This window comes from Bradyrhizobium sp. USDA 4503 (assembly GCF_054055815.1).
Genome location: NZ_JBSRXS010000001.1, coordinates 8,670,842 through 8,684,184, shown reverse-complemented (window position 1 = coordinate 8,684,184; position 13,343 = coordinate 8,670,842). Strand labels below are relative to the sequence as shown.

The following is a 13,343-nucleotide window of genomic DNA, read 5'->3' as shown; positions in this document are numbered from 1 at the left end:
CGCTTCTCGTCGTTTGGTCAGGATAGTGCCTGTTCTGCCGGCCCGTAGGCAATGGCAAAGGGGCCCGAGCGGTCAAAATGCCGGAATTCCCCTTCCGGCTGGGCCAGCCGGTCCGCAATCGCCCACAGCGCCGCGGGATTGACGCCGAGGCCGATATGGCTGGCGAAATGCACATCGATGTTCTCGGCGGTGGCCGACGGCCGCACGCGCGAGGTCCGCCAGTTCACGATGCCATCGGTGCGGGAATAGATCGAGGTCGTCGGCACCGGCATGTCGCCGGCGATCGCGGCGCGGATCTCAGGGATGTCGTCGACAGCTTCGCCGGACAAGAGCTCATAGAGCCGCGTCGCATTGGTGGCGCGGATGTCGTCGGCGAACGGGCTGCCCAGCGTCATGATGGAGCGCACCAGCTCCGGCATCTGCGACGCCAGGTCGCGCGCATAGACGCCGCCGAGGCTCCAGCCGATGATCGAGACCTTGCGCCCGGTCGCCTCATGGACCCGCTTCAGCAGGTCGCGCAGCGCAGCCCGCCTGCTGGAAATCCCGCCGAAATTGCGGCCCATGTTCCAGGCATAGGCGTCGTAGCCGAGCTCCTTCAGATAGCGCCGCATCGGCACCATCGAAAGGTCGCTGGCAAGGAAGCCCGGCAGCGCCAGCACCGGATGACCATCGCCCTTCGGCGCCTGCATCAGGAGGGGCGACAGCAGCAGGCTCGAATTGAGTTCGAGCACGCCGCGCGCCTCCGCCAGCATCAGGAACAGGCTCGGCGGGCGCAACCGGCGTTCGGTCCCATCAACGCTCCTGTCCATGTCGGTCACTATTTCTTCTTGCTCGTGCCGCCGAAGCCGGCCATCGCCACGAACATGTCCTGGAAGCGTTCGGCGAGCTTGGGATCGAAGGTGAACCAGCTCTGCATCAGCGATTCCGGTGAGATCTTGTCGATGTTCGACGTCATCTGCTGCTGCAGCTTGTCCATCACCGCGGTCTGCATCGGTCCCACATCCGGCAGGCCGAAGAATTGCCGCGCTTCGAGGGGCGTACAATCTATCTCGACGTTGACTTTCATATCCGCCTCCTCAAATGCGCCTTGGCCCGCCACAGTATCGCCGGGACGGGGCGAGTTGCGCAAGCGAGCCGTACCTGCCCCGGGGGGCAGTCGGCCTCAATCATCCGTTATGGTCAACCAAACCGTTTGGAGCGGTTGCTCGAGGCGCGCCGGTGATCATTCCCGTGACCGACAAGCGGCACTCCGAAAGTCGAATGTCACGCGTTCGCGCCAACAGCCTACTCTCCAAGCCGGTTCATTGCGCTGCACCCGCGCGGATGGGTTAACCCTTTGGCAAATCGCGCTTGCGCGGCCGGTAAACTCTGGCAACATGGATCAATAATACCAGCCGGACAAAGCAGCCGGCGGACAAAAACGGGGACGCGGGATTACATGTCGGGACGTTGGATTTTGTTTGCGGCCACTGTCGCCGCACTCGTCGCCTTTGCTTTGCCGGCATCGGCCCAAACGTTGAAGTATGCGAACCAGGGCGAGTTGAAGTCGCTGGATCCCTACACGCTGAAGGAAACCACGACGATCGCGCACCACGCCCACGTCTACGAAGGCCTCACCGCGCGCGACAAGGACCTCAAGATCATTCCGGCCCTGGCGGAAAGCTGGGAGACGCTGAGCCCGACCAAATGGCGCTTCCATCTGCGCAAGGGCGTGAAATTCCACAATGGCGATCCCTTCACCGCCGACGACGTGCTGTTCTCGGCCGAGCGCGTCCGCGCCAAGGGCTCCAACTTCCTCAGCAACGTCCCGGCCGACGCCAAGTTCAGCAAGGTCGACGACTACACCGTCGACGTAACGCTCGACTCGCCCAATCCCATCCTGATCTCGCAGTGGGATAGCTGGTACATCATGGACAAGAAGTGGAGCGAGGAGAACAACTCGGTTGCACCGACGCCGGCCTCCGCGACCACGCCGAGCTACGCGGCGCTGCACGAGAACGGCACCGGCCCCTTCACGATCGAGAGCCACCAGCCCGGCGTGAAGACCGTGTTCAAGGCGTTTGCCGGCTATTGGCGCAAGCCCGAGCATAATCTCAAGGAGATCATCTTCACCCCGATCGGCTCCGACGCCACCCGCGTTGCCGCGCTGCTCTCGGGCGAAGTCGACGTGATCGAACCGGTTCCGCTCCAGGACATCCAGCGCGTCAATTCCAGCGGCGTCGCCACCGTCATGACCGCGCCGGAGATTCGCACCATCTTCATCGGCATGGATACGGCGCGCGACGAGCTGCTGTTTTCCAACGTCAAGGGCAAGAATCCGTTCAAGGACATCCGCGTCCGCGAAGCTTTCTACAAGACCATCGACGTCGATCTGATCAAGACCCGCGTGATGCGCGGCATGTCGACCCCCTCGACGTTGATGATCGCACCCGAGCTCTATCCGCTGTCGAAGGAATTCACCCGGCCGAAGCTCGATCCTGATGGTGCCAAGAAGCTGCTGGCCGACGCCGGCTATCCGAACGGCTTCGAAGTCACGATGGACTGCCCGAACGACCGCTATGTCAACGACGCCGCGATCTGCCAGGCGGTGGTCGGCATGCTGGCCCGCATCGGCGTCAAGGTGAACCTGCTGGCGCAGCCGAAGGCGCAGTATTTTGCCAAGGTGCTGAAGCCCGGCGGCTACCAGACCTCGTTCTTCATGCTGGGCTGGACACCCGCGACGTCCGACTCGCACAACGTGCTGCACGACATCCTCGGCTGCCGCGACGATCCGAAGGATGCCACCCGGGGTGAGGCCAATCTCGGCGGCTATTGCAACAAGGAAGTCGACGCGCTCACCGACAAGGTGCTGGTCGAGGGCGACACTGCCAAGCGCGACCAGTTGATCAAGCAGGCCTACGACATTGTCATCAAGGATTACGGCTACATTCCGCTGCATCAGCAACCGCTGGTGTGGGGCGTGTCGAAAAAGGTCAAATTGACCCAGCGCGCGGACAACCAGGTGCTGCTCTACTGGGCGACCAAGCAGGGTGAATAGTGGCTTTGGCGAATTGGGTCCCGGAAGCGCAGGCTTCCGGGACCGCTCGTTTTCCGGCCGCGCAAGGCCGCGAGCCGAATGTCAAAAGCAGTGAAAGGTAGAGATGCTGGCCTTCACTCTTCGCCGCTTCCTGCAGGCGATCGGCGTGATGCTCGCCGTGGGCGTGATCGCGTTCGCGATGTTCCGCTTCGCCGGCGACCCGGTAAACCAGATCGTCTCGATCGACACCTCGGCCGCGCAGCGCGCTGAAATCCGGCACTCGCTCGGCCTTGACGATCCGGTGCTGGTGCAGTTCGGCCGCTACTTCATCAATGCGCTGCAGTTCAAGTTCGGCGTGTCCTACCAGTTCCGCCTGCCGGTCTCCTCGCTGCTGGCGGAGCGGCTGCCGGCGACGCTGGAGCTTTCGATCTGCGCCACGCTGTTCGCGATGGTGGCCGGCATCCTGATGGGGGTCTATTCGGCGCTGCGCCGCGACACCGTGCTCGCCAAATTATTCCAGGCGGTATCGCTGATCGGCATTTCGCTGCCGACCTTCCTGATCGGCATCCTCCTGATCTATCTGTTCGCGGTGACGCTGGGCTGGCTGCCCTCCTTCGGCCGCGGCGAGGTGGTGAAGCTCGGCTGGTGGACCACCGGACTGCTGACCGTCTCGGGCCTGAAGGCGCTGATCATGCCGGCGATCACGCTCGGGTTGTTCCAGATGACCCTGATCATGCGGCTGGTGCGCGCCGAAATGCTGGAAGTGTTGCGGACCGACTATATCCGCTTCGCCCGCGCCCGCGGGCTGACCACGCGCGCAATCCATTTCGGCCATGCGCTGAAGAACACCCTGGTTCCCGTGATTACGGTGGCCGGCCTGCAGTTTGGCTCGGTTATTGCTTTCTCGATCATCACCGAAACTGTGTTCCAATGGCCGGGCATGGGACTTCTCTTCGTGCAGGCCGTGCAGAATGTCGATATCCCGATCATGGCCGCATATCTGTTGATGGTCTCGCTGATCTTCGTCACCATCAATCTCGTGGTCGACATCCTCTACACCGTGGTCGATCCGCGCTTGCGCTCGACCGTCGGCCGCGCGGCGTGAGGGCTGACCGATGTCCGATGCCGTCGTCCCCCATCGTTCCCAAGGCCACCAGGCCCCTGCCGGCTGGTTCAGGCGCGCGCTCGACAGCGACATCTTCTATTCGTTCCGTCGCTCCAGGCTGACGATGGTCGCCGCCGTGATCACGCTGCTGTTCTTTCTGCTCGCAATCTTCGCGTCGTGGCTCGCGGTGCAGAACCCGTTCGATCCGGCGCAACTGCAGCTGATCAACTCGCGGATCGCGCCGCTGTGGACCACCGACGGCCAAAGCCCGTTCCTGCTCGGCACCGACGAGCAGGGCCGTGACGTGCTCTCGGCGATCCTCTACGGCCTGCGCATCTCGCTTGCGGTCGGCCTGGCCGGCGTGGTCTTCGCCGGCGCGCTCGGCATCGCCCTCGGGCTGATCGCAGGTTATTTCGGCGGCGTGGTGGACACCGTGATCATGCGGATCGCCGACGTACAGCTCACCTTCCCCGCGATCCTGATCGCGCTGCTGGTCAACGGCGTCGCCAAATCGGTGCTCGGCAGCCGGCTCGACGAGATGAGCACGCTCGGCGTCCTGATCATCGCGATCGGCCTCAGTTTCTGGGTGCAATATGCCCGCACCGTGCGCGGTTCGGTGATGGTCGAGAAGAACAAGGATTACGTGGCCGCGGCGCAGCTGATCGGCCTGCCGGCGCCGAAGATCATGCTGCGGCACGTGCTGCCCAACACGATGGGCCCGATCCTCGTCATCGCCACCATCAACCTCGCGCTCGCGATCATCACCGAGGCGACGCTGTCGTTCCTTGGCGCCGGCATGCCCGACACCATGCCCTCGCTCGGCACCCTGATCCGGATCGGCAACAACTATCTGTTCGCCGGCGAATGGTGGATCGTCGCCTTCCCCGGCATTGCGCTGGCCGGCCTGATCCTCTCCATCAACCTGCTCGGCGACTGGCTGCGCGACGCCCTCAATCCGAAGCTCCGATGACCAAGCCTGTTCTTTCCGTGCGCAATCTCGAGGTGGAATTCGTCACCCGCCGTGCGACCTTGCGCGCCATCAACGGCGTGTCATTCGACATCGCCAAGGGCGAGGTGCTCGGCGTGGTCGGCGAGTCCGGCGCCGGCAAATCGGTCACCGGCCTTGCCGTGATCGGGCTGATCGATCCGCCCGGGCGGATTTCTGGCGGCGAGATCGAGCTCTCGGGCACGCGGATCGACCATCTGCCGCCGGAGGAGATCCGCCGCATCAGGGGCAGGCGGATCGGCATGATCTTCCAGGATCCGCTGACCAGCCTCAATCCGCTCTACCGGATCGGCGACCAGATCATCGAGACCATTCGCACCCACAGCAATCTGAGCGAGAGCGCCGCGCGCAGGCGCGCCATCGATCTGTTGGCCGAAGTGGGCATTCCAGCGCCAGAGAAGCGCATCGACGGCTACCCGCACGAATTCTCCGGCGGCATGCGCCAGCGCGTCGTCATCGCGCTTGCGATCTGCGCCGAGCCCGAACTGATCATCGCCGACGAGCCGACCACCGCGCTCGACGTCTCCGTGCAGGCGCAGATCATCGCGCTGATCAAGCGCCTCGGCCGCGACCACGGCACCGCGGTGATGCTGGTGACCCACGACATGGGCGTGATCGCCGAGACCTGCGACCGCGTTGCGGTGATGTATTCCGGCCGCATCGCCGAGATCGGCCCGGTGCAGGAGGTGGTGCGCAATCCGCTGCATCCCTACGCCAGGGGCCTGATGGGCGCGATCCCGACGCTTGCCGGCGAGGACAAGCGCCTGGTGCAAATCCCCGGCTCGATGCCGCGGCTGTCGGCGATTCCGCCGGGCTGCCCGTTCAATCCGCGCTGCGCGTTTGCCTTCGATCGCTGCCACGTCGAACGCCCCGAGCCGATCCGGCAGGGCACGCAGTTCGTTGCCTGTCATCTGTTCGAGCCGGCGAAGGAGACGGCGGCATGAGCGGGACATTGATCGAGGTCAGGAGCCTGCGCCGCGTCTTCGACGTCTCCAAGCCGTGGCTCAACCGCGTGATCGAGGGCGGCCATCTCGAATTCCTGAAAGCCGTCGATGGCGTCTCTTTCGACATCAAGCGCGGCGAGACCTTCGCGCTGGTCGGCGAATCCGGTTCCGGCAAGACCACGGTCGCGCGCATGGTCGTCGGCCTGCTGCCGCCGAGCTCGGGCGAGGTCGTCATCGACGGCGTCTCGATGACCGATCCGCGGCAGGGCCAGGCGCGCCGCCGGCTGCGCCGGCGCATCCAGATGGTTTTCCAGGATCCCTATGCGAGCCTCAATCCGCGCTACCGGGTCGCCGCCATCGTCGCCGAGCCGATCCGCGCTTTCGACCTGATCCAGGGCGAGCGCGACGTCAAGGCCCGGGTCGGCGAATTGCTCTCGCTGGTCGGCCTGCACCCCGACGACGGCCAAAAATTCCCGCACGAATTTTCCGGCGGCCAGCGCCAGCGCATCGCGATCGCCCGCGCGCTGGCATCCGAGGCCGAGTTCATCGTCTGCGATGAGCCGACCTCGGCGCTCGACGTCTCCGTGCAGGCGCAGATCCTCAACCTGATGCGCGACCTGCAGGACAAGTTCGGCCTCACCTATCTCTTCATCAGCCACAATCTCGCGGTCGTCCGCCACATGGCGAGCCGGATCGGCGTGATGTATCTTGGCCGCATCGTCGAGATCGCCGAAGGGCGAGAATTGTTCGAGAACCCGCGGATGCCCTACACGAAGATGCTGCTCGGCGCGGTTCCGGATCTTGCGATGTCCGGCCGGCAGCGAATTCCGGTGAAGGGCGAAATTCCCAACCCGATCGATCCGCCGCCGGGCTGCTCGTTCAACCCACGCTGTCCCCTCGCCTTCGATCTCTGCCGCCAGAAGACGCCGGAACTGATCGACGGCGTCGCCTGCCATGCCGTCAACAGTCCCGCCGTCGTTCCGGCATGATCACGAGGATGGGAGCGGCCATGTGCACCAAGCGGTTGGCATACCAGCCGGCCTGTGATCAAGTGCGGCCGCCAAAGAGGCCCAACAACAAACCGACGAACGGTCAATCGCCATGAGCAACATCAACCCCGATCCGTTCACAACCCGGCCCGAGATCGAAGGCACCTTCGGCGTCGTCACTTCGACGCACTGGATCGCCACCGCGGTCGGCATGGCAACGCTGGAGAAAGGCGGCAACGCCTTTGACGCCGGAGTAGCCACCGCCTTCACGCTACAGGTGGTCGAGCCGCACCTGAACGGCCCCGGCGGCGACGTGCCGATCATCGTGCACGACGTCAAGCGCGGCAAGAGCGAGGTGATCTGCGGCCAGGGCCCGGCGCCGGCGAAGGCAACCATCGCGCATTATCGCAGCGAGGGTCTCGAGATGGTGCCCGGCACCGGCCTGCTTGCGGCCTGCGTGCCCGGCACATTCGAATCCTGGATGCTGCTGCTGCGCGACTACGGCACCATGAAGCTGCGCGACGTGCTGGAGCCCGCTATCGCCTACGCGCGCGACGGCTACCCGCTGGTCGAGCGTGCATCGGCCACCATCAAGACCGTCGAACAACTGTTCCGGAAATACTGGACCACATCGGCCGACGTCTATTTGCCTGGTGGCGAGGTGCCGAAGCCCGGCACCATCTTCACCAACAAGAAGCTCGCGGAAACTTACACACGCATCCTGACCGAGGCGGAGAGCGCAGGCCACGACCGCGTGGCGCAGATCGAGCGCGCGCGGCAGGCCTGGTCGAAGGGCTTCGTCGCCGAGGCGATCGACAAGTTCTGCCGCACCCAGGAGGTGATGGACGTCTCCGGCTCGCCGCATCGCGGCGTGCTGTCGGCCGACGACATGGCGCGCTGGCAGCCAACCATCGAGGCGCCCCTCACCTACGACTACGGCCGCTACACCGTGCAGAAGGCCGGGGTCTGGAGCCAGGGTCCGGTGATGCTGCAGCAGCTCGCGCTGCTGAAGGGTTTCGAGCTCGACGGGCTCGATCCCGCAGGCCCCGACTTCATCCATCTGCAGATCGAAGCCGCCAAGCTCGCCTATGCCGATCGCGAGACGTTCTACGGCGATCCGAAATTCACCGAGATCCCGATCGAGACGCTGCTGTCCGATGCCTATAACAACGAACGGCGCAAGCTGATCTCAAAAGACAAGGCGTCGCTCGACTTCCGCCCCGGCTCGGTCGAGGGCTTCGGCGGCGTTGTGAAGTTGCGACACGCCGAAGGGCATCGTGAAGCGGTCGGCGCCATGGGCGCGGGCGAGCCGACCGTCGGCCGGTTCGGCGAAGTGCGCGGCGACACCGTGCATTTCGACATCATCGACAAGGCCGGCAACATGATCTCGGCGACGCCGTCCGGCGGCTGGCTGCAGTCCTCGCCGGTGATTCCCGAGATCGGTTTCTGCCTCGGCAGCCGCGCCCAGATGTTCTGGCTCGAGGAGAACCACCCTGCTTCGCTCGCGCCGGGCAAGCGGCCGCGCACCACACTCTCGCCGACCATGGCGCTGCGCGACGGCGAACCGTATCTCTCCTGGGGCTCGCCGGGCGGCGATCAGCAGGACCAGTGGATCACGCAGTTCTTCCTGCGCCATGTCCACGCCAGGCTCAATCTGCAGGAGGCGATCGACGCGCCGGCCTGGCACTCCGAGCATTTCCCGATCTCGTTCTGGCCGCGCACCTCGCGGCCCGGCGTCCTGGTGCTGGAAAACCGCGTGCCGAAATCGACCGTCGACGAATTGAAACGCCGCGGCCATGTGGTCGAGATTGGTCCAGATTGGTCGGAAGGCCGCCTCACCGCGGCCTCGAAGGTCGGCGGCCGCCGCCGCGCCGCCGCCAACCCGCGCGGCATGCAGGGTTACGCCGCAGGCCGCTAGACACGAAGGTTTGAGATGACCTGGTCGATCATCGCCCGTGACAGCGCCACCGGCCAGCTCGGCATCGCCGTCGCGACGCGGTTCTTCGCGGTCGGCGCGCTGGTGCCGCACATCGCACCCGCAATCGGCGCGGTGGCGACGCAGGCGCTGGTCAATCCTTATTACGGCATCGACGGCCTCGCGCTGTTACGCAGCGGCGACAGCCCGCATGAGGTGATCGCGGCGCTGATTGCGCCCGACAGCGGCCGCGAAAGCCGGCAGCTCCACGTCATGGACGTCAGGGGCCGCATCGCGGCGCATTCCGGCAAGGACTGCATCGACTGGTTCGGCCATATCGCCGGCGACGGGTTCTCGATCGCCGGCAACATGCTGGCCGGCCCCGCGGTGCTCGACGAGACCGCGCGCGTTTATGCCGAGAACGAGAAGCTGCCGTTCGCGGAGCGGCTGATCAAGGCGATGTTCGCCGGCGAAGCGGCCGGCGGCGACAAGCGCGGCAAGCAATCGGCGGCTCTTCTGATCCACGGCGCGGAGGAATGGCCATTGCTCGACCTGCGCGTCGACGACCACGCCGATCCCCTGCGCGAGCTGGAGCGGCTGGAGGCCGTCAGCCGCGAGCACTGGGCGCCATTCCGGAGCTTCATGCCGACCCGCGACAACCCGGCCGGAACCAGCGATCGCGCCACCATCGACGCCGGCATCGCGGCGGCAACCACGAGCCGTAAATGACAGCAGGCCCGCTGATCGAGATCGAAGGCCTGCGCGTCACCTTCCAGGGCGATGACGGCCGCACCACGCATGCCGTCGACAGCGTCGATCTCTCCGTCGCCAAGGGCGCCACGCTCGGACTGGTCGGCGAGTCCGGCTGCGGCAAGAGCGTGACCTCGCTCGCGATCATGGGGCTGTTGCCGAAGCAATCCGCCGCGGTGTCCGGCGCGATCCGCTTCGACGGCTTCGACCTGCTCGAGGTGCCGGACGAGACGTTGCGCGACCTGCGCGGCGATCGCCTCGCGATGATCTTCCAGGAGCCGATGACCTCGCTCAATCCGAGCTTTACCATCGGCGACCAGATTACGGAGACGATTCTGCGCCATCGCGGCGGCTCCCGCCGCACGGCGCGCGAACGCACCATCGAGCTGCTGCGCCGCGTGCATATTCCCTCGCCCGAGAAACGCATCGACGAGTTTCCGCACAAGCTGTCCGGCGGCATGCGCCAGCGCGTGATGATCGCGATGGCGCTGGCTTGCGACCCGCAGCTTCTGATCGCCGACGAGCCGACCACCGCACTCGACGTCACCTTGCAGGCGCAGATCCTCGATCTGATGCGGGAGCTGAAGGCCGCGAGCGGCGCCGCGATCATCCTGATCACCCACGATCTCGGCGTCGTCGCCGAAGTCTGCGACGAGGTCGCGGTGATGTATGCCGGCGAAATCGTCGAGCGCGCGCCGGTCGACGAGCTGTTTGCCAATCCGCAGCATCCCTACACGGTCGGCCTGCTCGGCTCGATCCCGCGGCTCGACCGCCGCACCAGCCATCTCGCCACCATCGAGGGCATGGTGCCGAACATGGCGAACCCGCCCGCCGGCTGCCGCTTCGCCGCGCGCTGTCCGTTCGTCGAGGATGCCTGCACCAAATCGCCGCCGCCGCTCGCGCTGCTGAGCCCGACCCACGCCTCGCGCTGCATCCGCGCGCCGCTGGAGCGGCTGGTGTCATGACGGCGCTGCTCGAGGTCGAAGGGCTGGTGAAGCATTTCGTCGCCGAACGCTCGCTGTTCGGCCGGCCGACCGCCCATGTGAAGGCGGTCGACGGCGTCAGCTTCACGGTCGAGGCCGGCAAGACGCTAGCGCTGGTCGGCGAATCCGGCTGCGGCAAATCCACCGTCAGCCGGCTGGTGCTGCGGCTGATCGAGCGGGATGCCGGACGGATCCGCTTCGAAGGCCGCGACCTCGGCACGCTCAATGCCGAGCAGCTCCGCGCATTCCGCCGCGACGCGCAGCTGATCTTCCAGGACCCCTACGCCTCGCTCAACCCGCGCATGACGGTGAGCCAGATCCTGACCGAGCCACTGGCGCTGCACAATCTCGTCCCGGCCGCGGACCGCCGCGCGCGGGTCGAGGAGCTGCTGCGTCTGGTCGGGCTCGAGCCGCGCTTTGCGCGGCGCTATCCGCACGAATTCTCTGGCGGCCAGCGCCAGCGCATCGCGATTGCCCGCGCGCTCGCGGTCGAGCCGAAGCTGATCATCTGCGACGAGCCGGTGTCGGCGCTCGACGTCTCGATCCGCTCGCAGATCCTGAACTTGCTGCGCGACCTGCAGGACCGCCTGAAGCTCGCCTATATCTTCGTCTCGCACGATCTCGCCGTCGTGAAGCACATCGCCGATCGCGTCGCCGTGATGAATCTCGGCACCATCGTCGAGACCGCCGATGCACAGGCGCTGTTCGCGGCCCCGCGCCATCCCTACAGCCGTGCGCTGCTATCGGCGATCCCGGTGCCGAAGCCGCGCGCCAGGCGCAGCCGCATCGTGCTCGAGGGCGAGTTGCCGAGCGCGCTCAATCCGCCCTCCGGCTGCCGCTTCCATACCCGCTGTCCCTATGCGATCGCGCGCTGCCGCAGCGAAGTGCCGCAATTGCGCGAAGATGGCACCGGATATGCAACGGCCTGTCACCGGACGGGCGAGCTGCCCGGCGCGGAGGCGATCGTGCCCTCCGATGGCGGGTTCTCGCCGACACTGGAAAAGCTGGTGGCGGCGTTCAATGCGGCGGAAGCCTCGGGACAGCCCGGGGTTATTTCACAGGGAACAGAGGCGTAGGGAACAAGGGGTTGGCGATGAGATTTTGGCGCTTGGCGGTCCTGATGGCGGCCCTCGTGACCTGGTGCGGAACGAGCGCGCGTGCCGAGACGACACTCCGCATCGGGCTCGCCGAGGACCCGGACATCCTCGATCCTTCAATCGGACGCACCTATGTCGGCCGCATCGTCTTTTCAGCCTTCTGCGACAAGCTGTTCGACATCGACGAGAAGCTGAACATCGTTCCGCAACTCGCGCTGTCCTACGAGAACTCGGCCGACGGCAAGGAGATGACGATCAAGCTCCGGCCGGGCGTCAAGTTCCACGACGGTGAGCCGTTCGACGCCGAAGCCGCCAAATTCTCGCTGGAGCGCCATCTGACACTGCCGACCTCGTTTCGCAAACCGGAATTGGCTGCTCTCGACCACGTCGACGTCGTTGATCCCCTGACCATCAAGCTGGTGCTCAAGACGCCCTACTCGCCGCTGATCGCCCAGTTGACCGACCGCGCCGGCATGATGGTTTCGCCGAAGGCGGTGAAGGAAGCGGGTGACAAATTCGGACTGCATCCAGTCTGCGCAGGACCCTACAAGTTCGTCGAACGCGTGCAGCAGGACCGCATGGTGTTCGAGAAATTCGGGGATTACTGGAACAAGGACAACGTCTTCATCGATCGCATCGTGTTCCTTCCTATCGTCGATGCCACGGTGCGGCTCGCCAATCTGAAATCCGGCGGGCTCGATCTGATCGAGCGCGTGCTCGCCACCGATATCAAGGACGTCCGAGGTGACAAGCGGCTCGTGCTGTCGACCGCACCTGAACTCGGGTACCTCGGCCTCACCATCAACGTCGGCAACGACAAGAGCAAGGGGCCGCTCAGCCAGTCGGAAAAGGTGCGCCAGGCGCTCGATCTGTCGATCGACCGCGAGGCGCTCAACCAGGTCGTCTTCAACGGCGAGTTCACGCCGGGCAATCAGTGGGTCAGCCCGACACACCCTTACTATCAGAAGGCGTTTCCGGTTCGGGGACGCGACATTGCCAAGGCCAAGGCGCTGCTGAAGGAGGCCGGTGTCACGCTGCCCGTCGCCATCGACTACATGGTCCCCAAAGGCGCCGAGAACGAAGCCGTAGCCCAGGTCGTGCAGTCGATGGCGGCCGAAGCCGGCTTTGACATCAAGATCCGCGTGGTCGAATTCGCGACGACTTTCAAGCAGGCCCAGGCCGGCGAATTTCAGGTGTTTCAGATCAACTGGAGCGGCCGGATCGATCCCGACGGCAATTCCTATGTCTTCCTGCACACCAAGGCGCCGCAGAACGATGGCGGCTATTCTAACGCGGAAGCCGACAAGCTGATGGAAGATGCACGGCTGATCAACGATCCCGCCCAGCGCAAGGCAATCTACGAGAAGATGACCAGGATCGTGCTCAATGACGAGCCGATCATCTATCTCTATCACCGCACACTCCTGATCGCGCATTCCACAAAAGTCGCGGGTTACCGGCAGATGCCGGACGGATTGGTGCGCGTGGTCGGGCTGAAATTGAAATGATCGCCACAGCGCAGGACACGCGAGGCCGAC

Annotated in this window: 12 protein-coding genes; 10 read left to right on the top strand and 2 right to left on the bottom strand. The window is 65.1% G+C overall.

What is annotated here, in order from left to right; genetic code table 11:
- Positions 1-17: 17 nt before the first annotated feature.
- Entirely contained in the window at positions 18-809 is a 792-nt protein-coding gene (locus ACVMIH_RS40715) for an esterase/lipase family protein (RefSeq protein WP_456866227.1), read from the bottom strand.
- Between the two features lie 8 nt (positions 810-817).
- Positions 818-1,066, bottom strand: coding sequence for a DUF6489 family protein (locus ACVMIH_RS40710; protein WP_057017614.1), 249 nt, complete (start codon positions 1,064-1,066; stop codon positions 818-820).
- Positions 1,067-1,438: 372 nt separating this feature from the next.
- Between ACVMIH_RS40710 and ACVMIH_RS40705 the strand changes: the two genes are divergently transcribed.
- From ACVMIH_RS40705 to ACVMIH_RS40660, 10 genes are all read left to right on the top strand, one after another.
- A complete protein-coding gene (locus ACVMIH_RS40705; protein ID WP_253640349.1) occupies positions 1,439-3,037 on the top strand; it encodes an ABC transporter substrate-binding protein in 1,599 nt (532 codons plus the stop codon).
- 103 nt (positions 3,038-3,140) lie between these two features.
- A complete protein-coding gene (locus ACVMIH_RS40700; RefSeq protein ID WP_028331828.1) occupies positions 3,141-4,121 on the top strand; it encodes an ABC transporter permease in 981 nt (326 codons plus the stop codon).
- 10 nt (positions 4,122-4,131) lie between these two features.
- Complete coding sequence (locus ACVMIH_RS40695; RefSeq protein WP_141340835.1) at positions 4,132-5,091, top strand: ABC transporter permease; 960 nt, start codon at positions 4,132-4,134, stop codon at positions 5,089-5,091.
- The gene (locus tag ACVMIH_RS40690; protein ID WP_141340834.1) at positions 5,088-6,071 is read left to right on the top strand and encodes an ABC transporter ATP-binding protein; all 984 of its coding nucleotides are present in this window, start codon (positions 5,088-5,090) and stop codon (positions 6,069-6,071) included. Before ACVMIH_RS40695 ends, ACVMIH_RS40690 begins: the two co-directional genes overlap by 4 nt.
- Positions 6,068-7,060 (top strand): ABC transporter ATP-binding protein, encoded by a 993-nt coding sequence (locus ACVMIH_RS40685; protein WP_456866224.1) that lies wholly within the window; start codon positions 6,068-6,070, stop codon positions 7,058-7,060. The genes ACVMIH_RS40690 and ACVMIH_RS40685 overlap by 4 nt, the downstream gene beginning before the upstream one ends.
- A 112-nt stretch (positions 7,061-7,172) precedes the next feature.
- Complete coding sequence (locus ACVMIH_RS40680) at positions 7,173-8,978, top strand: gamma-glutamyltransferase family protein (protein ID WP_456866221.1); 1,806 nt, start codon at positions 7,173-7,175, stop codon at positions 8,976-8,978.
- A 15-nt stretch (positions 8,979-8,993) separates the two neighbouring features.
- Complete coding sequence (locus tag ACVMIH_RS40675; protein ID WP_456784279.1) at positions 8,994-9,704, top strand: DUF1028 domain-containing protein; 711 nt, start codon at positions 8,994-8,996, stop codon at positions 9,702-9,704.
- On the top strand, positions 9,701-10,690 hold the full coding sequence (locus ACVMIH_RS40670; RefSeq protein WP_456784278.1) for an ABC transporter ATP-binding protein: 990 nt from the start codon (positions 9,701-9,703) through the stop codon (positions 10,688-10,690). The genes ACVMIH_RS40675 and ACVMIH_RS40670 overlap by 4 nt, the downstream gene beginning before the upstream one ends.
- A complete protein-coding gene (locus ACVMIH_RS40665; protein WP_456784277.1) occupies positions 10,687-11,784 on the top strand; it encodes an ABC transporter ATP-binding protein in 1,098 nt (365 codons plus the stop codon). Before ACVMIH_RS40670 ends, ACVMIH_RS40665 begins: the two co-directional genes overlap by 4 nt.
- 17 nt (positions 11,785-11,801) lie before the next feature.
- Positions 11,802-13,313, top strand: coding sequence for an ABC transporter substrate-binding protein (locus ACVMIH_RS40660; RefSeq protein WP_141340829.1), 1,512 nt, complete (start codon positions 11,802-11,804; stop codon positions 13,311-13,313).
- The last annotated feature ends 30 nt before the right edge of the window (positions 13,314-13,343 follow it).

What these genes read in the sequence shown, in the direction of transcription:
- ACVMIH_RS40715 (WP_456866227.1), bottom strand. Translation starts at nt 809, where the DNA reads ATGGACAGGAGCGTTGATGGGACCGAACGCCGGTTGCGCCCGCCGAGC.
- ACVMIH_RS40710 (WP_057017614.1), bottom strand. Translation starts at nt 1,066, where the DNA reads ATGAAAGTCAACGTCGAGATAGATTGTACGCCCCTCGAAGCGCGGCAA.
- ACVMIH_RS40705 (WP_253640349.1), top strand. Translation starts at nt 1,439, where the DNA reads ATGTCGGGACGTTGGATTTTGTTTGCGGCCACTGTCGCCGCACTCGTC.
- ACVMIH_RS40700 (WP_028331828.1), top strand. Translation starts at nt 3,141, where the DNA reads ATGCTGGCCTTCACTCTTCGCCGCTTCCTGCAGGCGATCGGCGTGATG.
- ACVMIH_RS40695 (WP_141340835.1), top strand. Translation starts at nt 4,132, where the DNA reads ATGTCCGATGCCGTCGTCCCCCATCGTTCCCAAGGCCACCAGGCCCCT.
- ACVMIH_RS40690 (WP_141340834.1), top strand. Translation starts at nt 5,088, where the DNA reads ATGACCAAGCCTGTTCTTTCCGTGCGCAATCTCGAGGTGGAATTCGTC.
- ACVMIH_RS40685 (WP_456866224.1), top strand. Translation starts at nt 6,068, where the DNA reads ATGAGCGGGACATTGATCGAGGTCAGGAGCCTGCGCCGCGTCTTCGAC.
- ACVMIH_RS40680 (WP_456866221.1), top strand. Translation starts at nt 7,173, where the DNA reads ATGAGCAACATCAACCCCGATCCGTTCACAACCCGGCCCGAGATCGAA.
- ACVMIH_RS40675 (WP_456784279.1), top strand. Translation starts at nt 8,994, where the DNA reads ATGACCTGGTCGATCATCGCCCGTGACAGCGCCACCGGCCAGCTCGGC.
- ACVMIH_RS40670 (WP_456784278.1), top strand. Translation starts at nt 9,701, where the DNA reads ATGACAGCAGGCCCGCTGATCGAGATCGAAGGCCTGCGCGTCACCTTC.
- ACVMIH_RS40665 (WP_456784277.1), top strand. Translation starts at nt 10,687, where the DNA reads ATGACGGCGCTGCTCGAGGTCGAAGGGCTGGTGAAGCATTTCGTCGCC.
- ACVMIH_RS40660 (WP_141340829.1), top strand. Translation starts at nt 11,802, where the DNA reads ATGAGATTTTGGCGCTTGGCGGTCCTGATGGCGGCCCTCGTGACCTGG.